The 24565-nt window shown below is 63.8% G+C and carries 25 protein-coding genes; 16 read left to right on the top strand and 9 right to left on the bottom strand.

The window, feature by feature from the left end:
- Positions 1-16 precede the first annotated feature (16 nt).
- Complete coding sequence (locus tag D3I60_RS18460; RefSeq protein ID WP_262778336.1) at positions 17-1612, top strand: amidohydrolase; 1596 nt, start codon at positions 17-19, stop codon at positions 1610-1612.
- 87 nt (positions 1613-1699) lie between these two features.
- Here the strand turns inward: D3I60_RS18460 and D3I60_RS18455 are convergent, their stop codons facing one another.
- Both D3I60_RS18455 and D3I60_RS18450 read right to left on the bottom strand, forming a co-directional pair.
- Complete coding sequence (locus tag D3I60_RS18455; RefSeq protein ID WP_262778333.1) at positions 1700-3022, bottom strand: NAD(P)/FAD-dependent oxidoreductase; 1323 nt, start codon at positions 3020-3022, stop codon at positions 1700-1702.
- A gap of 110 nt (positions 3023-3132) precedes the next feature.
- On the bottom strand, positions 3133-3726 hold the full coding sequence (locus tag D3I60_RS18450) for a TetR/AcrR family transcriptional regulator (protein ID WP_262778330.1): 594 nt from the start codon (positions 3724-3726) through the stop codon (positions 3133-3135).
- Positions 3727-3858: 132 nt separating this feature from the next.
- On the opposite strand from D3I60_RS18450, the gene D3I60_RS18445 reads away from it, so the two are divergent.
- The 6 genes from D3I60_RS18445 to D3I60_RS18420 all read left to right on the top strand — a co-directional run bounded on the left by D3I60_RS18445 (position 3859) and on the right by D3I60_RS18420 (position 10325).
- A complete protein-coding gene (locus D3I60_RS18445) occupies positions 3859-4863 on the top strand; it encodes an ABC transporter substrate-binding protein (protein ID WP_262778329.1) in 1005 nt (334 codons plus the stop codon).
- Positions 4860-5636, top strand: a complete 777-nt coding sequence (locus D3I60_RS18440) for an ABC transporter permease (protein WP_262778326.1) — start codon at positions 4860-4862, stop codon at positions 5634-5636. Before D3I60_RS18445 ends, D3I60_RS18440 begins: the two co-directional genes overlap by 4 nt.
- A complete protein-coding gene (locus D3I60_RS18435; RefSeq protein WP_262778323.1) occupies positions 5636-6475 on the top strand; it encodes an ABC transporter permease in 840 nt (279 codons plus the stop codon). The genes D3I60_RS18440 and D3I60_RS18435 overlap by 1 nt, the downstream gene beginning before the upstream one ends.
- The gene (locus tag D3I60_RS18430; protein WP_262778320.1) at positions 6472-7281 is read left to right on the top strand and encodes an ABC transporter ATP-binding protein; all 810 of its coding nucleotides are present in this window, start codon (positions 6472-6474) and stop codon (positions 7279-7281) included. The genes D3I60_RS18435 and D3I60_RS18430 overlap by 4 nt, the downstream gene beginning before the upstream one ends.
- Positions 7281-9581, top strand: a complete 2301-nt coding sequence (locus D3I60_RS18425) for an arylsulfatase (protein WP_262778317.1) — start codon at positions 7281-7283, stop codon at positions 9579-9581. The genes D3I60_RS18430 and D3I60_RS18425 overlap by 1 nt, the downstream gene beginning before the upstream one ends.
- Before the next feature lie 123 nt (positions 9582-9704).
- Positions 9705-10325: an AfsR/SARP family transcriptional regulator gene (locus tag D3I60_RS18420; RefSeq protein WP_262778313.1), complete on the top strand. Its 621-nt coding sequence runs from the start codon at positions 9705-9707 to the stop codon at positions 10323-10325.
- An 89-nt stretch (positions 10326-10414) separates the two neighbouring features.
- Here D3I60_RS18420 and D3I60_RS18415 read toward each other — a convergent pair whose 3' ends face one another.
- A complete protein-coding gene (locus D3I60_RS18415; RefSeq protein WP_262778311.1) occupies positions 10415-10693 on the bottom strand; it encodes a hypothetical protein in 279 nt (92 codons plus the stop codon).
- A gap of 60 nt (positions 10694-10753) precedes the next feature.
- Positions 10754-11008, bottom strand: a complete 255-nt coding sequence (locus D3I60_RS18410) for a hypothetical protein (protein WP_262778308.1) — start codon at positions 11006-11008, stop codon at positions 10754-10756.
- Between D3I60_RS18410 and D3I60_RS18405 the strand changes: the two genes are divergently transcribed.
- From D3I60_RS18405 to D3I60_RS18390, 4 genes are all read left to right on the top strand, one after another.
- On the top strand, positions 11001-11147 hold the full coding sequence (locus D3I60_RS18405; RefSeq protein ID WP_262778305.1) for a DUF308 domain-containing protein: 147 nt from the start codon (positions 11001-11003) through the stop codon (positions 11145-11147). The two genes, D3I60_RS18410 and D3I60_RS18405, sit on opposite strands and share 8 nt — an antisense overlap.
- Before the next feature lie 146 nt (positions 11148-11293).
- Positions 11294-12169: a glycerophosphodiester phosphodiesterase gene (locus tag D3I60_RS18400; protein ID WP_262778302.1), complete on the top strand. Its 876-nt coding sequence runs from the start codon at positions 11294-11296 to the stop codon at positions 12167-12169.
- A gap of 13 nt (positions 12170-12182) precedes the next feature.
- Positions 12183-12944 (top strand): dihydrofolate reductase family protein, encoded by a 762-nt coding sequence (locus tag D3I60_RS18395; RefSeq protein WP_262778299.1) that lies wholly within the window; start codon positions 12183-12185, stop codon positions 12942-12944.
- The gene (locus D3I60_RS18390; protein WP_262778298.1) at positions 12941-13450 is read left to right on the top strand and encodes a flavin reductase family protein; all 510 of its coding nucleotides are present in this window, start codon (positions 12941-12943) and stop codon (positions 13448-13450) included. The genes D3I60_RS18395 and D3I60_RS18390 overlap by 4 nt, the downstream gene beginning before the upstream one ends.
- A 5-nt stretch (positions 13451-13455) precedes the next feature.
- Here D3I60_RS18390 and D3I60_RS18385 read toward each other — a convergent pair whose 3' ends face one another.
- Positions 13456-15990, bottom strand: a complete 2535-nt coding sequence (locus D3I60_RS18385; RefSeq protein ID WP_262778296.1) for an ATP-dependent DNA ligase — start codon at positions 15988-15990, stop codon at positions 13456-13458.
- Between the two features lie 172 nt (positions 15991-16162).
- The gene (locus D3I60_RS18380; protein ID WP_262778295.1) at positions 16163-17413 is read right to left on the bottom strand and encodes a phospholipase D-like domain-containing protein; all 1251 of its coding nucleotides are present in this window, start codon (positions 17411-17413) and stop codon (positions 16163-16165) included.
- Between the two features lie 220 nt (positions 17414-17633).
- Between D3I60_RS18380 and D3I60_RS18375 the strand changes: the two genes are divergently transcribed.
- From D3I60_RS18375 to D3I60_RS18360, 4 genes are all read left to right on the top strand, one after another.
- Positions 17634-18746: an FUSC family protein gene (locus tag D3I60_RS18375; RefSeq protein ID WP_262778292.1), complete on the top strand. Its 1113-nt coding sequence runs from the start codon at positions 17634-17636 to the stop codon at positions 18744-18746.
- Positions 18747-18828: 82 nt separating this feature from the next.
- Positions 18829-19668: a non-homologous end joining protein Ku gene (gene ku, locus D3I60_RS18370; RefSeq protein ID WP_262778289.1), complete on the top strand. Its 840-nt coding sequence runs from the start codon at positions 18829-18831 to the stop codon at positions 19666-19668.
- A gap of 91 nt (positions 19669-19759) precedes the next feature.
- Complete coding sequence (locus D3I60_RS18365) at positions 19760-20176, top strand: ChaB family protein (protein ID WP_262778286.1); 417 nt, start codon at positions 19760-19762, stop codon at positions 20174-20176.
- A gap of 50 nt (positions 20177-20226) precedes the next feature.
- The gene (locus D3I60_RS18360; RefSeq protein WP_262778284.1) at positions 20227-21120 is read left to right on the top strand and encodes an SDR family oxidoreductase; all 894 of its coding nucleotides are present in this window, start codon (positions 20227-20229) and stop codon (positions 21118-21120) included.
- 579 nt (positions 21121-21699) lie between these two features.
- Here the strand turns inward: D3I60_RS18360 and D3I60_RS18355 are convergent.
- Positions 21700-22092: a hypothetical protein gene (locus D3I60_RS18355; protein WP_262778281.1), complete on the bottom strand. Its 393-nt coding sequence runs from the start codon at positions 22090-22092 to the stop codon at positions 21700-21702.
- Between the two features lie 86 nt (positions 22093-22178).
- On the opposite strand from D3I60_RS18355, the gene D3I60_RS18350 reads away from it, so the two are divergent.
- Complete coding sequence (locus tag D3I60_RS18350) at positions 22179-22646, top strand: acetyltransferase (protein WP_262778279.1); 468 nt, start codon at positions 22179-22181, stop codon at positions 22644-22646.
- Positions 22647-22743: 97 nt separating this feature from the next.
- On the opposite strand, the gene D3I60_RS18345 is transcribed toward D3I60_RS18350, so the two are convergent.
- Positions 22744-24042: an MFS transporter gene (locus tag D3I60_RS18345; RefSeq protein WP_262778276.1), complete on the bottom strand. Its 1299-nt coding sequence runs from the start codon at positions 24040-24042 to the stop codon at positions 22744-22746.
- 134 nt (positions 24043-24176) lie between these two features.
- Entirely contained in the window at positions 24177-24410 is a 234-nt protein-coding gene (locus tag D3I60_RS18340) for a hypothetical protein (protein ID WP_262778273.1), read from the bottom strand.
- Between the last annotated feature and the right edge of the window lie 155 nt (positions 24411-24565).

Below are 24565 nucleotides of genomic sequence, written 5' to 3'. Positions count from 1 at the left end.
TCAAGGAGAACACCGCATGCATCAGATCTTCCACAATGCTCGAGTCCACACAGTCGATCCGGATCGGCCGACCGCCGGCGGCTTCGTCGTATGCGACGGCCGGATCGTCGCGCTCGGCACCGACGAGGAAGTGCTCACCCACGCCGATACCGACACAGAAGTCATCGATGTGGGCGGAGCCTTCATCATGCCGGGATTCGTCGATGTCCACAATCATCACTTCGTCTCCGGCAGAGAAGAGCTCTTCGAGCTGAAGCTGCCTCTCGGCGCCGGCGTGGACGACATCGTCGCGGCCGTGGCCGCACACGTCACTTCGGGTGCGGCAGAGCCGGGCGCCTGGATCGCCGGCTCCGCCTGGGCCTCCGATGCGCTCGATGCCATCAACACCACCGAAGCGCTGGCGAAGCTCGACGCGGCCTCCGGCGATCACCCGGTGGTGCTCACCGATGACGCTCACCACAACCGGTGGGCGAACACCGCTGCTCTGCGCTTGGCCGGAATCGCCGACTGCCCGACCGGGGTGCTCTTCGAATCCGCGGGACTGCCTGTGGCCGCTCTCCAGACGGAAGCCAATGCGCTCACTGCCTCTCAGGAACGCGCGGCCTCGAGCCGGGCCATCGAAGAACTCCATGCCTTCGGGATCACCGCTTTCCAGGATGCTGGGGTCTCGACGCAGATCCTCCGTGCTCTGTCCTCCCTCGACGAGGATGGGCAGCTCGACGCGTGGGTTGTATCCTCGATGCTCATCAATGACGAGATCTTCGGCTTCGACGCCATCGGCGACGATCTCATCTTCGACGGAGAGCAGTACCGCACTCGCCACCACCGCCCCGATTTCGTCAAGATCTTCCTCGACGGTGTGCCTCCGACTCAGACCGGGGCGTTCATCGAACCCTATCTGCCCGATGGCCTGCACGCCGATCATCACTGCGGGCAGACGCTCCTGGCCCCGGACGAACTGCTCGACTGGCTGCGGAGGGCTGCGAAGGCCGGGCTGTCTGCGAAGGTCCACTGCACCGGCGACGCCTCGGTCAACGCAGTGATCAACGCGGTCGAAGTCCTGCGTGCCGAGGGCTTCACCGACACCCGCTTTCAGGTCGCGCACGGCCAGTTCGTCCTCGACTCCGACATCGTGCGGATGGCGGCTCTGGGCGTCGACGCCGACATCTCACCGTTCATCTGGACTCCGGGACCGATCTCCGAGGCGGCCAAGCTGGTGCTGCCGGCCGAACGTGCCTCGCGCATGCAGCCAGTGCGTGCCCAGATCGATGCCGGCGTCACAGTGGCAGGCGGATCCGATTGGCCGGTCTCACCGTCTCCGAATCCCTGGGAGGGAATCGAAGGCCTGGTCACACGGCGAGACCCCAGCGGTCGCTATCCCGGCGCTCTGTGGGTCGAGCAGGCCATCACGCTGTCCGAAGCGATCAGAGTCTTCACGCTCTCCGGGGCGGAGTCGATGGGCATCGAAGACGAATGCGGTTCCCTGACCGTCGGCAAGTCCGCCGACTTCATCGCCCTCGACCGCGATCCCTTCAACGCCGATCCCTCCGACCTCGCCGATACCCGCGTCGAGCAGACGTGGTTTGGCGGGAAACAGGTGTACGCACGGTAGAGCATCGGCTCGACATCTGCCTCCCAGTCGATGAAAGTGGGCCTTTGACCGCCTTGTCGGTCCGAGGCCCCTGCGACTCACCTCATGTCAGGCGAGTTCGCGCAGCACTCTTCGCGCCGTGGTGATTCCGGTTTCGATGGCGCCGTCGACGCAGACTCCGTTCCAACCCTTGGCATAGTCGGCACCAGCGAAATACATGCGGGTGTCAGTGCTGTGGAAGTTCGACCAACCGTCGATGAACTGTCCCGACTTCACGGTCGCCCAGGTCTGGCCACTCCATCTGTCGTTCGTCCAATCGTGCCCATCACAGTCGAGGACGGTGATGTCGTCACGCCACTGATCCATGATCGTCTGCACCTGCTCCCTGTCGTGCAGATCGATCTCGGTCGCATCCGTCCCGAAGCCGACCATGATGGTGGTGCCGTCATCGAGGAAGTATTCGCTCTTGATCATCGACAGCGGGCTTCCCGTGGGGGCCGAGGCGAGGAACGAGTGATGACCGTCGATCTTGATCCAGATCTTGCAGCCCTTGCTGTTCGTCTTCTCCGCGGCAACACGCTGGATCGAGTCAGGCAGAGCCGGCTGAAAGTCGATCGTATTGACCGCGCCCACCGGGGCGGTGACGATGACGGCGTCCCCGTCCACGGTCGCCCCGTCGGCGAGCGTGATCCGCGCGCCGCCTTCGTGTTCGATCCTCTCTACCGGAGTGGAGAGGTGGATGGGACACCTGAGGTCGGCAGCGATCGATTCGTAGAGGCCGCGCATTCCCCGAGTGAGCTTGTATTCGAGGGTCTGCTCGTCGAGCAGCGACAGCCGATGGTCGGACAGCGCCGCCCAATGCTTGGCCATAAGCGGCGAGGCCGTCTCCAGATCACCCTGATAGGCCGCCGACCAATAGGCATCGCAGAGGTCGATCTCCTCCTGGGAGAACTCCCCGTTCTGCAGCGCGTCAAGGACCCCTCCGGAATCAGCCGCCTTGAACCGTTCGACCACGTCTTCAGGACCGTCGTACCGGTCGCCGAGCACATAGAGCGGATCATGCGGATACGGGAAGAACTCCTCCGAGCCCTCGAAGATCTTCGCCTGCGGGCGTTCGAGCAGCTCATTCATCCGGTCCTTCGCATCGGCGACGCAGCGACCCTCGGTGATCCAATAGGCGCCGTCGTAATCCGGGCTGGGGTAGATCTCCTGCCCGTAGCGAGCGATCTCCGACCAGACGAAGGGCTGCATCCAGTGCACCCAGGTGGCCCCGAGTTCGAGCGGATAGCCCATCCGCTCCTCTGTCCAGGCTCTGCCCCCGATTCGGTCACGTGCCTCGAACACCTCGACCTCCGCGCCTGCTGCCTGCAGTTCGCGGGCCGCGACGAGTCCGGAGAATCCGGCTCCGATGATGAGTATCTTCTTCGACATGCTCGATGCACTCCTTGTGGCGGGCGGTGATTCGATCCTCATTGTCCACCATTCCGCGGCCGCAGAGCTTGCACAACAGCGCAGGCCTATTGGCGAACAACGCGAGAAGGTCAGCGTCGGCGAAGAGAGTCGATGTGGCGCCTGAGCGACTCCTCGATAACTTCATCCGGCGTGACCTCGGCCATGAGGCAGGCCTGCATCTGCCAGCCCGCATTCCGGGCGGCCAGCTCCGAGGCCGCGATATCGATATCGACGTCCGGACACATAGCGCCGTCCTCCCGGGCCTGCACGAGGAACGAGCGCATCTGCTGCCGCCACCGACTGTTGTTCTCGTCGTGAATGGCCATGATCTCATCATCCTGCGAGGCCCGGGCCCAGAACGCGAGCACGACCCGTGCGGCCTTGCGACCGCTCTCACCCAGCGGGAGGATTTCCCGGCACATCGCATCGAGCGCATCGAATCCGCGCTTGCCCTCGACAACACGGCCGATCCTGGCATCGGCCTGGTTGTAGAGGTTGAGGAACGACGCCGTCAGCAGCGCCCGTTTGCTCGGGAAGTAGCGCACGACCGTGCCGTGGGCGTACCCCAATTCGGCCGCGAGCTCACGCATCGTCAGCCGCTCGAAGCCCACGCGGGCGATGACCTTGACCACCGCGTCCGCGATCAGCTCCTTTCGCTTCTCATGATCGACGATCTTCGGCAATAGCTGAACCTTTCTGCGCAGAAGCCTTGAATTGTCGGCGGCGTCCGACAATAATCATATATGTTTTAATCACCAGGTGGAGATTTAAACTCCTGTTCTCGATACAGACCCTAGTCGACGAAGGAGTCGTACATGCCTGAACCCATATCCCGACGGCGGGCGCTCACCGCACTCGCTGCAGCAGCCGCTGTGGCGACGACGAGCGCCTGCTCCTTCGAAGACGCGAGAGGTTCTGCTGCCGGCCTCGACGTCCTCAAGGTCTCGACCATCGGCCTGACCAGCGACGGTTCGCTCATCACCGGAATGAAGAAGGGCTTCTTCGCCGATGAAGGAATCGAAGTCCGCACCTCACTGGTCAAAGATCCCCCGGCCGGACTCGCGGCCGCGCAGAGCGGTCAGGTCGACATCGCCTATTCGCCCAGCGTGTCCATCCTCACGGCTCTCAGCCGTCACATGCCCATCGGCGTCGTGGCCGGCGCCGACGGCTTCAGCAAGAAGCAGGCGGAGTCTGAGGATCCCGAGGAGTTCGACGACACAGCCCTGTTCTCGGCCGCCGACAGCGGAATCGATTCCCTGAAGGACCTCGCGGGCAGAACGATCTCCGTTCCCGCCCGCAAAGCTCAGCTCGAAGTCACCATCGTCGAGGCGCTGCGACAGGCCGGCGTCGACCCTGAGAGCATCAACTGGGTCGTTCTCGACTTCACCTCGGCGACGGCCGCTCTCAGTCAGGGCCAAGTCGATGCCGCCGCCCTCGTCAATCCCTTCACGTCGAAGGCGAAATCAGCCGGGGCACACTTCCTCCTCGCACCCTCGTACAACTTCTTCGGCGCAGCAGCGGTCGGCATGTGGACGGTCGGGACCTCGACTTTCGACGAGAAGCCCGAACTCATCCGGGGTTTCAAACGCGCCATCGAACGCTCCAACGCCTATGCCAATGACCATCCCGAAGAGGCCACTCAGGCAGGAATCGACTACACGAAATCGGGCCTGTCGCTCGACGAGGTCACGATTCCGTATTGGCCGGAGACCATCGGCAAGCGGGATCTGTCATCGGTCAATGAGAAGCTCGTCGGCCTGAATCTCCTCTCGGAGCCAGTGGATCTGACTTCGGTGATCAAGGGAGGAGAGGAACAATGAGCACAACCGTTCGACGCTTTCTCGTCGGCTGCTTCGGCGTACTGCTGGCTATCGCCGTCTGGCAGCTGGCCTCGATGATCGGCCCGCTGGCCGAATCGCCGATGCCCTCGGCGGGAGAGGCCATCACCACAATGCTTCAGCTGCTCACCACCGTCGACCTGTGGCTGTCGACTCTCGACACGCTCGTCATCGCCGTCGTCGGGCTGCTCGCGGCCATCGTCGTCGGCGTGGCTCTGGGCATCGCCATCGGTTCGTCGCCGCTGGTCATGCATGCCACGCGAGTGATCGTCGAATTCTTCAAACCGATTCCGCCCATTGTCGTTCTGCCCATCGTCGTCCTCGTCCTGGGGCCCACTCCGTTCATGGGCATCTTCCTCGTCATCATCGGCTGCACGATCGCCATAGCGATCCAGACCTCTGCCGGGGTCTTCGACACCGATCCGGTGCGCAAGGCGACCGGTGAGACTTTCGGTCTCTCCCGCGCGGAGGTGCTCCGGCGGATCGTGCTCCCCAGCGCACTTCCCTATATCGGCACCGCTGTGCGAGTGGCCGCACCGACGTCGCTCATCGTCGCCGTCGTGGCCGGGTTGCTCGGCGGCGGTCCGGGCCTGGGACAGAGCCTGCTACAGGCACAGCTGGCCGGCAATCAGCCCGAACTCTTCGCGTACGTCCTCATCCTCGGGCTGCTGGGACTGGTGTTCCAGGGTGTGAGCTCACTCGTCGAGCGTCGGGTCCTCCATTGGCACCCGCAGTTCCGGAAGGAGAACCCCTGATGACCACCATCCAGAAACCGCTTCGATCGCGGACTCGGCAGGCCCGCCGCCAAAGGGCCGCCCGCAGCCCCCGTTGGCTGCTCATCGGCGCCGAGGTGGGTCTGCCCGTCATCCTCATCGCCGCCTGGTGGTTCGCCTCGGCGGGGTCGACGAACATCTTCTTCCCACCGCTGCAGACAATCCTCGCCCGCCTGTGGCAGCTGACTCAGACGTCCGAATTCCTCATCGACATCGGCAGCTCGCTGGGCAACCTCGTTGCGTCATTCGTCATCGCGTGCCTCCTCGGAGTCCTGCTCGGTCTGGCATTGGGCACGTCGAGGTTCCTGTCGTGGCTGCTCGAGCCAGTGATCCACTTCTTCCGCGCCATCCCACCCGTGGCGCTCGTGCCGATCTTCGTCTCTCTGCTGGGGTTCGAGAATGAGACCCGGATCCTGTCGATCACAGTCGCGGCGCTCTTTCCGGTTCTCATCTCGACCATCGACGGGGTCCGCGCCAATGATGAAACCCTCGACATGGTCAGCAGAGTCTACCGACTGACGTGGTCCGAACGCCTCTTCGAGGTCGTGCTGCCCGCCGCGGCACCACGCATCCTCTCCGGGATGCAGGTGGGCCTCATCGCCGCCTTCGTCGTCATGATCGCCAGCGAGATGCTGGGTTCGTCGACCGGCTTGGGAGCCAAAACCCTTTTGGCGCAGCAGACCTTCACCATCGCCGATATGTGGGCGGGGATCCTCCTGCTCGGCATCTTCGGCTACCTCGCAACCTTTCTCTTCGAACTCTTCCGGCGACGTGTCCTGCGTTGGTACATCGCCGCCCAGCAACAGGAGCGACAGCTATGACATCAACCCCATCCACTGCCGGCCACAGCGACGAGCGTCCGGTCCGCCTCGACGTCTCGGGGCTGAAGAAGACGTACACCACGAAGAAGGGGGACGTGCCCGTCATCGACGACCTCACCTTCGACCTGCGCCAAGGAGAGATCGCCTGCATCGTCGGCCCTTCCGGCACCGGAAAGACGACCCTGCTCAAATGCCTCGCCGGGCTGCAGCCGATCACGTCAGGACAGGCGACCATCGATGGGCATGTCATCGACGGTCCGCCGGAGGAGCTCGCTCTCGTCTTCCAGGAGTACACACGCTCACTCATGCCGTGGCTTTCGGTCGAGCGGAATGTCGAGCTGCCTCTCAGACATCTGAGTCTTTCGGCGGAGGAGCGACGCCAGCGCGCAGCATCATCGCTCGAGGCCGTCGGCATGGCGGAGGCCGCCTCGAAATATCCGTGGCAGCTGTCAGGTGGGATGCAGCAGCGGGTCGCCATCGCCCGGGCAGTCGCTTACCGCCCGGGCGTGCTCATAATGGACGAACCCTTCGCCTCCGTTGACGCACAGACCCGTTTCGAGCTCGAGGACCTGTGCCTGCGCATCCGCGAACAGTTCGATATGACGATCCTCGTCGTCACCCACGACATCGACGAATCCGTCTATCTGTCCAATCGTGTCATCGTCCTCGGCCAGCGTCCGGCAAAGGTGACAGACGTCATCCCCATCGACTTCGACGGGCCACGGGATCAGCTCACCACCCGCGCTCTGCCGAGGTTCGCTCAGCTGAGAAGCGAGATCTTCGAACTCATTCGGAAGGCGGGTTGATGAGCACCACTGACTTCCACGGCCATATCAGCGAGTTCGCTTCAGACTCGACCCCCTCCTGGCCCGAAAAGCCTCAGGCCGACCCAGATGCGCCGAATGTCATCGTCATGCTCGTCGACGATCTCGGATTCAGCGACCTCGGCCCCTACGGTAGCGAGATCGACACTCCGAACATCGACCGATTGGCCCACTCCGGGTGGACATTCACGAACTATCGGACTGCACCGATGTGCTCTCCGGCACGAGCGTCGCTGATGACCGGACTCAACCCTCACCGTGCAGGGTTCGGCTTCGTCGCTCATGCCGACCCCGGCTACCCCGGCTTCACATGCGAGATCCCGGACAACGCGCCGACACTCGCGGAATCTCTGCGGGCCGGTGGGTACGCCACATTCATGGTCGGCAAATGGCACCTCACTCTCGAATCGCGTCTCCATGATGCGGCCGAGAAGTCGTCCTGGCCGCTGCAGCGCGGCTTCGAGAGCTATTTCGGTTCGATGGACGGATTCACATCCGTCCATCACCCGCACCGACTCGTCCGAGACAATTCGGTCATGGATCGGCGAGAGTTCCCGGCCGGGTACTTCCTCACCGATGAACTCACCGATGAGGCCGTGGCGATGATCGACCGTCTGCGTGCGAACGATTCGGACAAACCATTCTTCCTCTACTACGCTCACACCGCCGTCCACGGTCCCATCCAGGCCAAGGCCGACGACATTGCGAAGTTCGAAGGCAGATACGCGGCAGGGTGGAACGTGCTGCGGCAGAAGCGATTCGACCGGCAGAAGGAACTCGGGATCATCCCTGACCATGCCAGGCTTCCCGGCAAGGCACTGGATGACTCGAATCAGATCCCTTCCTGGGATTCCCTCAGCGACGAAGACCGAGCACTGTTCGCCAAACACATGGAGGTGTACGCCGCCTCGGTGAACGAAGTTGATCAATCGGTCGGACGGCTCCTCAACCATCTGGAGGAGCTCGGAGAGGCCGAGAACACCATCATCGTCCTCGCCAGCGACAACGGCGGGAGCGCCGAAGCCGGCCCACAGGGAACCCGAAGCTACTTCTCCCAGTTCGGTTCCCTGGGCACTCTCCCCGAGGACTGGATCACCGATGTTCCCCGCGATCCCGACCTCATCGGCTCAGCTCGGGTCTTCAGCCAGTATCCGACAGGGTGGGCACGTGTGTCGAACACTCCCTATCGTTCCTTCAAATCGAGTACGTATGAGGGCGGTGTCCACTCTCCGCTCATCGTCTCCTGGCCGAAAGCGCCGGAGGACCTGCAGCCGGGTCTGCGCCACGATTTCGTCTTCGTCTCCGACCTGGCTCCGACGCTCCTCGAACTCACTGGTGTCGAGCCGCTGGCCCAGCGGCAGGGCAAGACGGCCGAAGCGATGGACGGGCGCAGCAGAACTGATGTGATGAGAAACCGGCCGCACAGCGGCCGGCACACTCAGTATTTCGAGTGTATGGGCAGGCGAGGTCTCATCCACGACAGCCTCAAACTGGTCTCCCCTCGACCACCGTTCAAATGGCAAGGAGCTGCGGGAGGCGACTGGGAGCTCTACAATCTCGACAGCGACCCGACGGAGACGCACGACCTGGCCGACGAGCGGGAATCCGAAGTCAGAGGCTTGGCCGAGCAGTGGCGTGCCGAGGCATGGGAGAACAAAGTCTTCCCCCTCGACGACAACGGCTCGCTGCTGTCGACTCGTCCGAGTTCGGAGAACTCACTGTCGCGCCCGCTGACTCTCCGGCCCTTCGGCACAGCTCTCGAACGGTTCCGGTCATCGAAGCTGACAGTCCTGAGATCTTTCGACATCGACATCTCCCTGGAGACAACGGACGATGTCCAAGGAGCTGTCGTCGCCCACGGGGACCAAGGCGGAGGATATCTCCTCAGCTTCGAGTCGGGCCGCCCGCTCATCAGCTACAACGCCTATGGTCACCTCTCACGCGTTCAAGCAACGGCGATCTCCACCGGATCGCATCGGCTGTGTCTGAATTTCACCGAGGTGAAGGATCTGCAGTGGACGATCACCCTCGCCGAGGACGGAGTTGAACTCGCGCGCATCGACGCCGTGCCGATGCTGTTCGGCATGGCTCCGTTCACAGGAATCAGCGTCGGATACGACTATGGTTCCCCGGTGGATTGGGACCTGTTCGAGGAATATGGTGCGAACTGGTTCACAGGCGGCATTCTCGATTCGGTGACCTATGTGCCCGGCAAACGTTCTCATCATGACCCGACCATCATCGCCGATCTGACGAAACCGCTTGAAAACCTCGTCGACTGAGAACCGTGAGCTGCGATGCAGACGGCCGTTTCCTTCGGTGTTCTTCTCCGGGGAATCGCAGATCTCAGCAGGTGACGGCTTCGTCCGTCTCAGACTGGCCTGCGTCGGTCTTAAGCTGGTCGGGTGAAGCCCCGGCTCAGGCTCATCGACAACGTCGCCTGGAACGGCACGCCGATCACCTGCGAGCGCATCAGGTCACTGCTGCGCCGCCTCGTTGATGCAGGATTCCGGGGCCTGTCTGCGTCAGGACTGGTCACCGCGATCTGGCCGGACTCACCACCGACACATCCAGCCAAGGCTCTGCAGGTCCTCGTCTTCCGCGCCCGTGTTCACACCACGTCTGCAGCGATCGCCCGCACTGAGACCGGTTACCGTCTCGATCTGCCGGTCGAGGACGTCGATGCCTGGGCTCTCGCCTCTGCTCTCTCAGACGCCGAGGAGGCTCTGGCCCGCGGTGCGACCGACCGTGCCCTCGAGTCGGCGGGGCAGGCCGGCAGCGTCTTCGTGGACGCGGTCGACGGTCGTGGTCGGACCAGCAGCGGTCCGGTCGGCAGGGGCGGCTCTCAGGCGGGGATTCTTTCGGTGGGCTGGGGCTGCGTGGAAGCATCGGTGGTGGTCTCGCCGGTGATGGTGAGAAAGACAACGTCGAGGCTGGGTTCGGCCACCTTGATCGAGACGACGTCGACGGCGGCTTCCCGGAGGGCGACGAGGACCGATCTCGCGTCCCCGGCCTGCTGCAGGTAGACCGTTATCTCGCTGGTGCCTGCGACATGGACGGCCTCCGCACCGACGATGCCGGCGATGATCGTCTGTGCGCGTTCGCTGTCGTCGACCTAGGCGTCGGCATCGAGGCCTACGTGGAGGCTGGATCCTCCGATCGACGACTTAAGCTCGGCCGGAGTGCCTTGAGCGACGATCGCCCCACGGTCGATGACGGCAATCCGGTCGGCCGGCTGGTCGGCTTCCTCGAGGTACTGCGTGGTCAGCAGCACGGTGACTCCGGAGGCGATCAGGCTGCGGATAGTCGCCCACATCTGGTTCCGGGTCCGCGGGTCGAAGCCGGTGGTCGGTTCGTCGAGGAAGATCAGCGGTGGGCGGCTGATCAGACTCACGGCCAGGTCGAAGCGACGGCGCATACCGTCGGGGAACGTCGAAAGCGGTTTGTCGGCGGCCTACTCCAAGCCGAACTCGTCGAGGAGATCGGCCGCGATCGGTTGTGCCGCGCCTCGGGACAATCCCTGCAGACGAGCGATGAGTTTGAGGTTTTCACGGCCGGTGAGCTTCTCATCGTCGCCGAGGCGTACTGCCCGGTGACTCCGATGAGCTGCCGGGCTCGATGGCATCCTCAGCGTCGCTTCGAAATCATTCAAGGGATGGTCGAAGGCCCTCGGAGTCCTCGACATCATCTTCGCCGTCATCATGTTCATCGTCGTCTTCTCCAATCCGGGAGCCGCATTGCTCGCGCTGGTTTGGATTATCGCGATCTACACGATCATCTTCGGCATCTTCCTCATCATCATGGCCTTCGTCGGCCGCTCGCATACGAAGCAGGCATTCGGAAACTGAGGCACTCCCCCACCAGTTCCTCGGCCCGGGCAGCTTCCATAAGAAGCTGACCCGGGCTGCTTGTTACCCACCCGTTCGCCCACTCGGCCGATGACGTTCACGGCGGCTTCGCCACACGATCACCTGCGCTTCGTAGCGTCGCGAGCGTGAATACACAGAGAGAGAAATCCACACGCACCCGTCCGTTCACGATTCTCGCCGCTGCAGTCCTCACAGCCTCGGCCACCTTCAGCACCGGCCTCGCCCCCGCGGCAGCCACCGGCCTCGGCTCTGCAGGTGAAACACCGGGACTCGGCTCCCCCGGCGACTTCACGGCCCCTGACAAGGTCGCCGACCTCGAGTTCCCGACCACGATCTCCCACCGAGGCGGCGCCGACGTCTATCCGGAAGAATCCATGGAAGGATTCACCGCCTCGGCGAAGGACGGATTCCTCCCCGAAATGGACATCCAGTTCCTCGCAGACGGCACCCCCGTCCTCATCCACGACGACACTGCCGACCGCACACTCAACGGCGCAACCGGTCCCATCCGGGACCTCAGCCGCGAGGAATGGGACGCGGCCACGATCAAACACCCGGCCGGCGGAGAAGAAGCCGCCACCGTCACCCTCGACGAACTCCTCGACGAAATGGGCGGCGAGGTCGTCCTCGTGCCCGAGATCAAGCCCGGAGCCACCCCCGAGGACGTCAACCGCGTCCTCAACGAATTCGACGAACGAGGTTTGCAGGACTCCCTCGTCGTCCAGTCCTTCGACTTCGAAGCGGCGAAGACGATCGCCGACCGCGGATACACCTCGCTCTACCTCATGGGGTCGGCCATGCCGAAGGAATCACCGGCCGAGATCAAGGACGCCGGCATCGAATGGGTGGGACCGAGCAAGAACCTGCCGACGAACAAGATGCGCGAACTCGACAAGGCCGGCTTCCACGTCGCCCCGTACACACTGGCGACCGCGAAGGACGGACAGCGCCTACCCGGATTCATCGACGGATACTTCACCGACGACGCTTGGACGGACTGAGTAGACTGCCTGGATGGAGCCTCTCGAACGCGGTGTCCCGATCCCTGACCCGCTGACACTCTACCTGGAGGTCGACCGCACCCAGCCGCGGCACGAATGCTGGGTCACCGGTCACATGGTCGCCGGCCTCGACGGAACCGCCGCCATCCACGGGCGCGTCGGCGCGCTGTCGACAGAACCCGATCAGGACCTGTTCCGGCGGATGCGGCAGATCGCCGATGTCGTCATGGTCGGCGCTCAGACCATCCGCAGCGAAGGTTATGCTCCGATGCGACTGCCCGAGTCCGCCCGAATCCAGCGTCGAAAGCGGGGACAAGCCGTGATGCTGCCGGTGGCGGTCGTCAGTCGCAGCCTCGACCTCGACTGGTCATCACAGGTCTTCGCCGCAGCCCCCGAGCACGCGCGCACAATCGTCATCACGTGTGCACAGGCCGATCCGAAGCTGCTGGCGGCCGCCGAACAGGCGGCCACGGTCATCATCGCCGGTGAGGACCGTGTCGAACCTGCGAAGGCACTGCAGGCCCTCGCCGGTCTCGGCTACCGGGTCGTCCTCTGCGAAGGCGGGCCACGCTGGCTCGGGGAGCTCGTCGCCGCAGACCGCCTCGACGAGCTGTGCCTGTCGATCTCACCGATGATGGGCGGCGATCCGCTGCCGGTGAGCGTTGCGCCGCCGGGAGCCGGCATCGCACAGTTCTCGCTGAAGTCGACGATGGTCGCCGACGACACGCTCTTCCTCCGCTACGAGGCGAAGCCCGCGGAGGAGGGACGATCATGAGCGCCTCCGAGCTCGACGACCTCATGGCTTCGGTCGATTCCCCGCTCATCGTCGTCACCACCTCGGCGGAGGGCGAACGGGCCGGCTGTCTGGTCGGCTTCCATTCGCAGGCGAGCATCGATCCCGGGCATTACTGCTTCTGGCTGTTGAAGGCCAACCACACCTACCGGGTCGCGCTGCGTTCGGATCATTTCGCCGTCCATTTCCCCACCACCGCGGACAGTGAGCTGGCCCGGTTTTTCGGGTCGCGCTCCGGATCGGAGACGGACAAGTTCGCCGGTCTTGACCTCACCGTCACCGAGGATGGAGTGCCGCTGCTGACTGCCCTACCGAACCGCCTCATCGTCGAACGCATCACGATGCTCGACGACGGAGGCGATCACGTCTGCCTCACTGCGCGTGTCGATTCGGTCGAGATCGCGGGCGGCTTCACAGCTCTGCGTCCGTCACAGCTGGGAGACCTCACTCCAGGACACAACGCCGAGGAACGGGCGATCCGACCGTAGGCCGATCATGGCTGATCTGCTGTCGCCGAGGATGAGAAGCTGACATCCGCTGCGTCGATGTCGGAGCGCAGGCCGCGCCATACAGGGTGCCGCAGGCGACCGGCCTCGGTCAGGCCCGAGAACCGGACTTCCCCGACGAGGTCGGGGCGCACCCAGTGGGCATCTCGCGATTCGGCGGCCGGCACCGTGAGGGCCGGCGTCTTCCGCGACCGGCGATCGAGTCGGGCCCGCAGACTCTGCAATGCCTCGTCGTCGAACCCGGTGCCCACGCGGCCCAGGTAGTGGAGTCCGTCGTCGTCATGGGCGGCGACCAGCAGTGAGGCAAAGCTGTCAGCGCGTTCGCCTTCTCCGGTCCGCCAGCCGACGATGACGACATCGCGCGTCGAGGCGTGCTTGAGCTTGGCCCAGGTGCGAGTGCGCTTTCCGGGGAGATAGATGCTGTCGGTCCGCTTCGCCATCACCCCTTCGAGTCGAAGCTTCCGGCTGGACTCGAAGGCGGCGTCGACGCTTCCCTCGAAGGCGTCGGGAACATGGATGTGCTCGCTCTCGGTAACGAGGTCGAACAGACGTTCGCGCCGTTCCGCATAGGGGGCGCGCAGCAGCGAGGTTCCGTCCGCGTGGAGGACGTCGAAGAGCATGAGGTAGACAGGGGTACGTCGCCGCTCCCGTTCGACGTCGCTGTCCCGGCTCAACCCCATTCTGCGCTGGAGGCGCCCGAAGTCCGGTCGGCTGCCCTGCCCGAGGGCGACGATCTCCCCGTCGAGGATGCAGTCGACATCAACACACTCAACCAGTTCGCGAAGCTCCGGGTACGTGTTCGTCATGTGTCGGCCGTTGCGGCTGGTCAGCTCGATGCTGCCGTTGCGGTCCCCGTCGCCCGGCTGCACCCTCGCCAGGGCCCTGATGCCGTCCCACTTCATCTCGAACGCCCAGTCCTCTGCCTCCTGCCGGACGGAGTCGATGTTTCCGATGCTCGCGAGCATCGGGGACAGATCCGCCGGCAGGGCCGCCTGCTTGCGACCGGCGGAAGGTGCCGCCTTCTTCGGCTCGTCCTCCATGAGATGGATCATCCAGTTCTTCTCGGGATCCTTGTTCGGACCGTGGTCTCCGGTGTTGAACAGCGCGAACCGCCGCACTCCCCCGAGGCCGCCGTCCTCACGCCCATGGAGGACCGCGATGACTTCCCTGCCCTCGTTCCACTTCTCGATGTCGCAGGTTCCCGAGTCCCAGATCTCGACCTCGCCGGCGCCGTACTCCCCCTTCGGGATCGTGCCTTCGAAGCTGCCGTATTCGAGGGGGTGGTCCTCGGTCTGGACCGCCAGGTGGTTCTTCCCCGGGTCGGTCGGCGGTCCCTTCGGCAGCGCCCAGGAAACCAATACCCCATCGTGTTCGAGTCGGAAGTCCCAGTGGAGGCTCCTCGCGTGGTGTTCTTGGATGACGAAGCTCAGTTCGGCCCCGCTCGTTCCCTGTTTCGCTGGGACGGGTTCGCTCGTGCGCTTCGGATCTCGTTTGGACCGGTAGATTTCCAGCCGGTCGCGCTCGGTTTCCGGGGTCTCTTCTGACTTCGAGTTCGTGTGGGGCTCCGAATCCGCTCCGGACTCCGGCGCCGAGGTGGTTCCTCCGACCGCCTCGGCGAGGGGTTCGAGGAGGTCCCCCACATCGTCGATCCGGTCGAGGACCTCCTCGAAACGCATCTGCTCGACGGTTGCCGGGTCGTCGAATTCGTCCCAGCTGCGGGGAGCGGCGACTGTCGGGGTGAAGCGTCCGCGCAGGGAATACGGAGCCACGGTGGTTTTGGACGCCGAGTTCTGCGACCAATCGATGAGCACCTTGTTCTCCCGCAGCGTCTTCTTCATCGCTGAGACGATGAGCTCCCGATGATCGGCTTCGAGGCTGCGGGCGAGCTCATGGGCGACATCGGAGACCTCCTGCGAGCTCGCCGACCCGTCCAGCGGTGCATAGAGGTGGACGCCTTTGGACCCGCTGGTCACCGGGTATGCGTCGCGTCCCATGCCCTCGAGCAGTTCGCGGACGAGCTGAGCCACCTCGATGCAGTCGGCCAAACAGCGCCCGGGGCCGGGGTCGAGGTCGAAGACCATCCGGTCGGGGTACCTGTTCTCGGAATCGATCGTGCCGGGATCCTTCGCCCCCGCACTCACCCTCCACTGGGGGACATGGATCTCGAGCGCAGCCATCTGCGTGAGATAGGTCAGCGTCGCGAGATCGTTGACCAGGGGATAGCGTTTGGTGCCGGTGGAATGTCGGATCGCGCGTGTTCGGATCCACGACGGTGCGGATTCGGGCAGGTTCTTCTCGAAGAACACATCCCCGGGGTCATCGGGAGTGCCGACTCCGTCGACCCAGCGTTTGCGCGTGGCGATCCGGTCCCGGGCATGGCGGATGACGTGCGGGGCGATCTTGGCACAGTAGTCGAGGATCTCGCCCTTTGTCGTGCCGGTCTCCGGGTAGAGGACCTTGTCCAGATTGCTCAATGTCAGCCGATGGCCCTCGACCGTCACCTTCTGCTCGCGGCGTGCCATTGGGCACCTCCTCCTGCGCACTGTTCGTGCCTCTGCCCACGATCTTCTCCTACGGTACTGGGCAGAACAGGTCTGCGACAGGGGGGGGTGCGGAAGCGCTCCACCGCGTCTGCGCGGTCTTGGCGCTCTTCAGGCCGGCTCGCTCTTCAGGCCGGCCGGGAAGCGGCCTTCCTCACAACCAGGGGCGCATTGGCACGAGCGCCCGTTCGGCGAGCTTGACCAGCTGATGCCGGTCGAGCCAATTTGTGCCGAGCTCCACGCAGTGCGCGGAATCTCTGCCGAACACCTTCTCCATCTCGGCGGCGAAGGCGCTGTCGATGACTTCGACATTGCTCTCGTAGTTGAATGTCAACGACAGTCGGTCGATATTCGCCGTGCCCACCGTCGACCATTCGCCGTCGACGGTGGCGACCTTCGAATGGATCATGCTCGCGGTGTAGAGCAGGACCGTGACCTTCGAGTTGATCATCTGTTCGAAGAATCCCCGTGAGAGCCAGTCCCCGAGGATGTGGTTGGATTCCTGCGGAACCATCACCCGCACATCGACTCCCCGATCAGCCGCCTCGATCAGCGCCTGCAGAAGCTGTTGGTCAGGGATGAAGTAGGGAGTCGTCAGCCAGATTCGCTTCTGTGCGCGAGCGAAGGCGTTGAGGTACATGCTCCGGATCGGGTAGACGAGGTGGATGGGCAGGTTGGCAGCGACTCGCAGCTTCGACTCCCACACTTCGGGCGGGACCCAGGCGATCTGTTCGTCGGTGTCGTGGAACTCATTCCACACCTGCGCGATCGTCTGTCGCAGCCCCCATGCTCCCGGACCGACCGAGCGCAGATGGGTATCGCGCCAGTGACGGGCATAGAGGGAGCCGATGTTGAATCCGCCGACGAAGGCCACATCGTCGTCGATGACGAGGATCTTCGAATGGTTGAATCCCGAATGGCGCAGAGGCCCGCGCCAGAACTGCCGCGCCACTGTCGGCAGGCGCAGGACATGGATACGTTCAGACAGCTGCCGGTAGAAGGACGACGGGATCGTGAGGTTCGCGAACCCGTCGTAGATGAGGTGGATCTCGACTCCGCGATCCGCCGCCGCATTGAATGCATCGATGAACCTCTGGCCCACCTCGTCGTTCTTCCAAATGAATGTCTCCATGAGGATCGACTCACGCGCCGAATCGATCGCATCGATCATGGCCTCGTACAGGGTGGAACCATCGGTATAGATGTTGAGCTCTGACTCTTCGACCGTTGAACTGAATGTTCCCGGACGCGGAGCGGTGCGCGTTTTGCGTCCCCGTTTCTGGATCAGGTCGATGACCATCGAAGCGGCGACGGTTGCCGGCACGGCACTGGCCAGACCGGCGATCGCCCAGGGCACGATTCGACGGCTGATGTGACTGGTGGGTGGAACTCTCAGTGGAGACATCCGCTCACTCTATCGCCTCCGCATCGGAGTGCCCCCGCCGGGAGAATCTGCACACCCATCCGGGACCGCTCCCGCAGGAGGGCGACGGTCCTCACCTGGTTCGCCCGGAGACGAAGCTCGCTGCAGACGCCAGCGAACTGACCTGCAGGAGGGACGGCCTTTAGACTGCTTTCCTGAGTTGAATGCGTCTCAGCAGAACATCGATGCAAAGGAGCCGACAATGCCCCACCAACACTCAGTGGCGGAATACCTCCGGCGACCGGAGTTCGCCACCGACCTGCTGCAGATCGCCAAGGGAGTGATCGCGGCCACGGGCGCATGGTGGTTCTCCGATGCCGTGCTCGAGAGCCAGATGCCGTTCCTCGCTCCGTGGACTGCGTTGCTGACAGTCCACGCCACCGTCTACAGGTCGTTCTCTCGAGGCGTGCAGACGACTATCGCGTCGACGATCGGCGTCGGCGTGTCCTTCCTCATCGGCAACTACCTCGGTGTCAGTATCTGGACTTTCGCTCTGGCGATGTTCGTCGGCCTGGCCGGTGCCCGCCTGTCGTGGATCCGTGACGAAGGTGTGGCGATCGCGACGACCGCGATCTTCATCCTCGGCTCCGGTTTCGATTCCCAGCAGCCGCTGCTCGCCGACCGACTCCTCGAACTCGCCCTCGGGGTGGCCTTCGGACTCGCCGTCAACCTCCTCATGATCCCACCGCTGCGGGATCGACAGGCGGCCCACTATATCGACAGCGTCAACCGGCAGATGGGCGAAGTGCTCACCGACATGTCGAAGCAGTTCTCCCACACATGGGACTCTGATTCGGCACAGGAATGGTTCGAACGCACGGAGGCCATGAGCCGAGAGCTTGAGTCGGCGTGGCAGACCGTGCGATTCGCCCGCGAGAGCAGACGCATCAACCCCCGCACAGCCATGCGCATCGGCAGCTCTCACGGCCGACCTGACGCACCGGAAAGTGCCCCGCACTACGAGGAGGAAAGCTATGAGAGCATCTTGCTCCGAGTCGACGAAGGCATCTCACACCTGCGGAACCTTGCCCGTACTCTCCGAGAGGCATCGTCATCGGAAACGGAATGGAACTCGCAGTTCCGTCAAGAGTGGGCATCGATCGTGGCCGATGCCGGACGGGCCATCGCCGATCCCGACAGTGAGGTCGAACCGGTCTTCGACAGGCTCGAGCAGCTCTCAGCCGATATCTCACAGCATCAGACGCTCCCGAAGACCACCTGGCCGCTCTACGGCTCCCTCATCACGAGCCTGCGCCACATCGTCGTCATCGTCGACGACGTCGCCTCGGCACGCAGAGCCCGAGAGTCCGACTGAAGCCCGGTGCCAGACGCACTGAGTTCGTCGACCTCGGCCAAGGGGGCTAGCCAGTGCTCGAAACCTGCGTTTCAATGGGGGCATGAGAGCTATCTGGACCGGATCCATCGCCTTCGGCCTCGTCAATGTGCCGGTGAAGCTGTACTCGGCGACGGAGAACCACGACGTCAGGATGCACCAGGTCCATGCGAAGGACGGAGGGCGGATCCGCAATCAGCACCGCTGCGAGAAGTGCGGGAAGACCGTCGATTACGACGACATCGACAAGGCCTTCGACGATGGTGAGCACCGCGTCGTGCTCACCAGCGAGGACTTCGAGGCTCTCCCCGCAGAGGACGACGATGACATCGACGTCCTCCAATTTGTGCCCAGCGACGAGATCGACCCCATCATGCTCGAAAGGTCCTACTTCCTCGAGCCGACGTCGAAGACGCCGAAGGCCTACCTCTTGTTGCGTCAGACGCTCGAGAAGACGGAGCGGACAGCGATCGTGAGACTCACACTGCGCACCCGGACGCGCCTGGCCGTGCTGCGAGTGTGCGGAAAGGTCCTCATGATCCAGACCCTGCGCTGGGCCGATGAGATCCGAGACGTCGACTTCAAGGGAGTGAACTCGAAGGCGAAGATCTCGGACAAAGAACTCGAAATGTCGGAGAAGCTCGTTGAGTCATACTCCGAGGACTTCACCCCCGAGGAGTTCAGCGACGACTATCAGGTCGAACTGCGCAAACTCATCGACGCGAAGATCGACTCAGGCGAGAGTTTCGATGTCGAGAAGACGTTCGACGAAGACGATTCCGAGGACACCAGCGGTGGAGATGTCATCGACCTCATGGAAGCCCTGCGCAAGTCGGTGGACAGTTCCCGATCGTCGAAGAAGAAGGGGACGAAGAAGTCCGCACCGAAGAAGCGCACCGGCTGAGGCGGGGGGCGAAATAGACTTTCCTTCGACTTGACCAAGACCGAACCCCGATGCAGCAGACGAAGCCGACACGATAGGAGCTGTTCACACCATGCCGAAGACGACGAAAGCAGGAACGCCCAAGAAAGCCGAGCTGCCGTCGACATTGGAGAAGTCGAGCAAGAAGGCGCAGCGGACCTTCGCCAAGGCCTACGACTCGGCCATCGACCAATACGGGGACGAGAAGAGAGCCCACCAGGTCGCCTACGACGCCCTCAAACACAGTTTCGAAAAGGTCGGCGACAGGTGGGTGGCGAAAGAGTCGCCAGGCCCCTCGGACGCGCAGAGCTCAGGCGGGAAGAACACCAATCGCGCAACGGCCGGCGGAGTCGATGCGAACGCGTCGAAGGAGCACCTCTACGCGCAGGCGAAGAAGCTGAACATCTCTGGAAGGTCGACGATGACGAAGAAGGAACTTGTCGATGCACTGGAGAAAGAGAGCAAGCGGAAGACGAAACAGAATTCCTGAGACCGGCCTGATTGCCGCCCAGGTGCCTCCGATGCGCAAGGAAGAAGACGATGATCGACCAGCTGACATTCCAGGACCCCACCACTCGCTTTCCCGAAATCACGCCGCCGAAGCAGGACCAACCGGAGCCGGGTCTCGACGCGGACCTCATCCCGGGCACGGATCGCGGAGAGGACAGCTACACCGGCACCGGCAGGCTCCGCGGGCGCAGGGCGCTCATCACCGGCTCGGATTCCGGTATCGGAGCCGCAGTAGCAATCGCTTTCGCCCGGGAAGGGGCCGATGTCGCCCTGGCCTATCTGCCCGCCGAGGAGGAGGACGCCCAATACGTCTGCGAGGTCATCCGCCGTGCCGGTCGCAAGGCCGTACCTCTGCCCGGAGACCTGTCCGATCCTGACTACTGCCGGGAGGTCGTCCGCAGGGCAGCCGAGGAGCTGGGCGGACTCGACGCCCTGGTCAACAACGCCGGGCGACAGATCGCCGTCGAAGACATCGCCGACCTCACGGATGAGCAGTGGGAAGACACTTTCCGGACGAACATCCACGCCGTGTTCAGGGTCTCCCAGGCCGCGCTCGAGCATCTCGAGCCCGGATCGACGATCGTCAACAGCACCTCCGTGCAGGCGTATTCGCCGTCCGCCCACCTCATCGACTATGCGTCGACGAAAGCGGCAATCAACAATTTCACCAAGGGACTGGCCACCCAACTCGCACCGAGGGGAATCCGAGTGAACTCTGTGGCCCCGGGACCGATCTGGACTCCGCTGCAGGTCTCCGACGGCCAGCCGAAGGACGCCCTGCCGCACTTCGGGAAGAACACTCCGCTCGGACGGGCGGGGCAGCCGACGGAGCTGGCTCCCGCCTACGTCTTCCTCACCTCGTCGGAGTCGAGCTACGTCATCGGTGAGACCCTCAACGTCAATGGCGGCCAGCCGAGTCCCTGACCGATCGGCGTCAGCCACTGACCGTTCACGCCGGCGGCGTTCCTGAGTCCGGTCGGAGAGCCCGACTGCCAGCAGAGTGATGAGAAGTTTCGGCACTCGTGCGATCAGAACCGTGACAGTCCAGACGAGCGGGGGCAGAAGGACGAACAGCGCATTGACGAAAGTGCCTTCTTCGATGAAGTTGAGATCATGGAGCACCACTCGCGGTGCTGCCAGACACGCGAGCCCCACAATTGCCATGACAGGCCGACGTGTTGTGGGGCCGAGTCGGGGTGACGTGGAAGAGGACCGCGCTTCCGCAGAGTTCTGTTGACGAGGCATGGTGGGTGTCCTGTTTCATGAGGACAAGCGCATGTCCTCGCCGTCATTGACACCCTCCACGTCAGGAACCGGCGCACGGATCCGCATCGGCCCCGAAGCGACACTCGAGTCGCTTCTCGTCGGCCATGTCTGCGTCGGGAAGCGACTCAGGCAGGAACGCCGCCCAGCATGCTGGCGATGAGCCCGAGCACCGCCAAGGCCGCCACGACGAACACGATCATACGTTTGCGCATGCTCGGATTCTACCGGTTCCGTCTGTCACCACGGGTTGGCCTCCTGCCAGCGGGTGAACCAATAGCGGTCGCCCTGATAGTGCGACTTCTCCGGCTGACACCCCTTGAGGTCCGAATGTTCTCCCAGCCACGCCCGCACCAGGGGACGCACCTCATCCATCCGCTCGGCCCAGTCGTCGAGAGGCAGCAGCAGGACCGCCTCGTCGACGGAGGTCAGGCGGCACGAGTAGTTCGGCAGCCCCTCGGTGATCTGAGAATGCGTGTAGCTGATCTGATCGCAGCCGGTGGTGAGATAGAAGCGGATGAACTCGCCACAGACATAGGAGCACAGAGTTTTGAAGTTTCGGTAGCGGATCATCCACGCCGGAGGCTGGTACTCCGATTCACCGTCCAATCCGGCACCCTCATTTTCGTACATGCGTTCTATTATAGGCCGGGTGGCCGACGCGGGGAAGGTCACCCGGCGCGAACGCCATCCAGCGTTCCCCCTGACATAATCGAGGCATGAATGAGCACCCGGACCTCGACACGAGTGAACTGAGCGTTCGGCCGTCACGCGGACCAGTTGACTTTGCGCCCCTCGTCGCAATCTGGCGAAGCGCGGTCGACGCGACTCACGAATTCCTCGCCGATGCGGACCGCGATGAGATCGAATCCCGACTGGAGTCGGATTACTTCCCCGCCGTTTCGCTCACCGTCGCGGAGCTGAATGGTCGACCGGTGGGATTCGCCGGCGTCCTCGACGGAAACCTGGAGATGCTGTTCATCGACGCGAAGCACCGCGGCACCGGTATCGGGACGAGACTTCTCAGACACGCGATCAACAACCACGGCGTCAGGTACGTCGACGTGAATGAACAGAATCGGCAAGCCGTGGAGTTCTACACTTGTCGCGGTTTCCAGGTGGTCCGGCGCAGCGCAACCGACGACGCCGGGCGACCATACCCGTTGCTGCACCTGCAGTTGACCTGACTCGACGAGCCCGGGACGCTACGAACCCTGCACCATCCGCCAGCCCCGCGCTGGGAGCCGGTCACTGCCGACGGGCGGCGCGCATCTCCCCATGCCGTTATCGCCGGGCCCGTGAATTCACGCGCATGAGCACGAGAGCGAGCACCGTACACAGCAGATAGGTGACGCCGACGGTGACCCAGCCGAGTTCGAACCCACCGGGTGAGCCGACGATGACGCCCATGAGCAACGGCCCCAGGGCGAAGCCGAAGAACATTCCGGCCGTGACCATGCCGCTGGCCGAGACCATCGAGGCAGCCGGAATCGCTCGCATGAGCGCAGCCATGAGCACCACCGAGACACCGAGCGCAGAGATTCCGTGGAAGGCCACTGCCACCCAGACGAGCAGCGCCCACCCGGCTGCGTCGGCGATGAGGAACAGCACCGCTCCGGCCAGCGCGATGAGGGCGAGGACCAGCAGCAGGCGCGGACCCGATGCACCTTTGGCCATGCGCCTGGCCCAGGTGACTCGGGCGATGACTCCGACGACACCGGCCAGTGCCGCCGTGGCACCGCCGAGGACGAGGCTGAAGCCCATCTCACGCACGGCGAAGAGCGGAATGTACACGTTCGTCGCCTGTACGCCGATGCCGTTGATCAGGCCGAACAGCGCCAACGCCCACACCATGCCGGGGTGCTTGGCCGGACGGCCGGATGCCGGTTCGCGGTCGGGGTGAGCCGCCTCGGCGGTGGTGCCGGTTTGGGTGGTGTCAGTGGTACGGCCGGACGCCTCGGCGGAGGTGTCGGCTGTGGGATTCGGAGCGGTCAGCAGCGGTGTGGTGCGCAGGGATGACCAGGTCATCGCGAGCAGAATGAGCGGGATGACCGCGACGGCCAGGGCCGCGCCGCGCCACCCGATACCGAGTGCCAGGACGGGGAAGGCGAGGCTGGCGACGAGCTGGCTGACCTGGACCCCGGACTGTTTGATGCCGACCCAGCCGATGCGTTTGGTGTCGGGGACGCGTTCGAGGAGGATCCGGTTGGTCACACCGTTGGGAAAGGACTGGGCGATTCCGGACAGTGCGGCGGCCAGAAGCAACATCCAGAACCCGTCGGGCACGGCCACGAGCACGAGAGCCAGCGTGGCAAGGACGAAGATGAACGCCATGAGCGAGAGGTCGGAATGCCGGTCGGCGAGGCGGCCCAGGGTGGCATTGCCGATCGCGGCGGCGCCGAAGCAGGTGGTGGCGAGCAGGCCGAAGTGGGCTTCGGAGATGCCGAGCTCGGCGATGACCGAATCGCTCGTGGCACTGAGACCGTAGAGCATGATGGGCCCGGCGGCGACGGCGCCGAGGAGGACGGTGAGCAGACCGATGCCAGGGGGCTTCTGATCCGGTTTCCGGCCATGGTCGGCCATTGCTCACCTCCTGTCGCCGGGATGCTTCAAGTCAGCATGCTAGCCGGAGGCCGACGAAGGGTGCGGCGGCGTCTGAGGAGCGGCGTGACTGCGGTGACACGGCGCTTTGAGGGCAGAACGGGTGCGGGTCTGACTCAGCCTTTCGACCGGCGCACCAAAGCCCGGTAAGCCACTGCGATGTCGATGGCGAGGATTCCGGCACCGCCGACGAGAACGGCGAGCGCCACCGCCACCGGGTGCGGTTCATTCCATGCCAGCAATCCACACAGCACGGAGGCGAAGATGACGATGAGGGCTCCGGTGCGGAGCCGCCTGATCAGGCTGGCCTTCTCAGCCGAGTTCTCAACGGCCTGCAGCGTGTAGGTCATCGTCACTCCATCTCGGTATCGGCATCTCCGCATTCAGCGGCAGTGATGCGAAAGCAATCTGTCGGTCGCGCCCTTCCCGTTCATGCAGAAACAACGCCAAGAGCAAGACTAGCCCCGAGTCCGCGCTCCGATCCCCATAAGTAGAAATTGTTGAA

It is taken from the genome of Brevibacterium permense (assembly GCF_025506275.1).
GTDB lineage: Bacteria > Actinomycetota > Actinomycetes > Actinomycetales > Brevibacteriaceae > Brevibacterium > Brevibacterium permense_A.
This window is presented reverse-complemented; position numbering and strand designations above follow the sequence as displayed.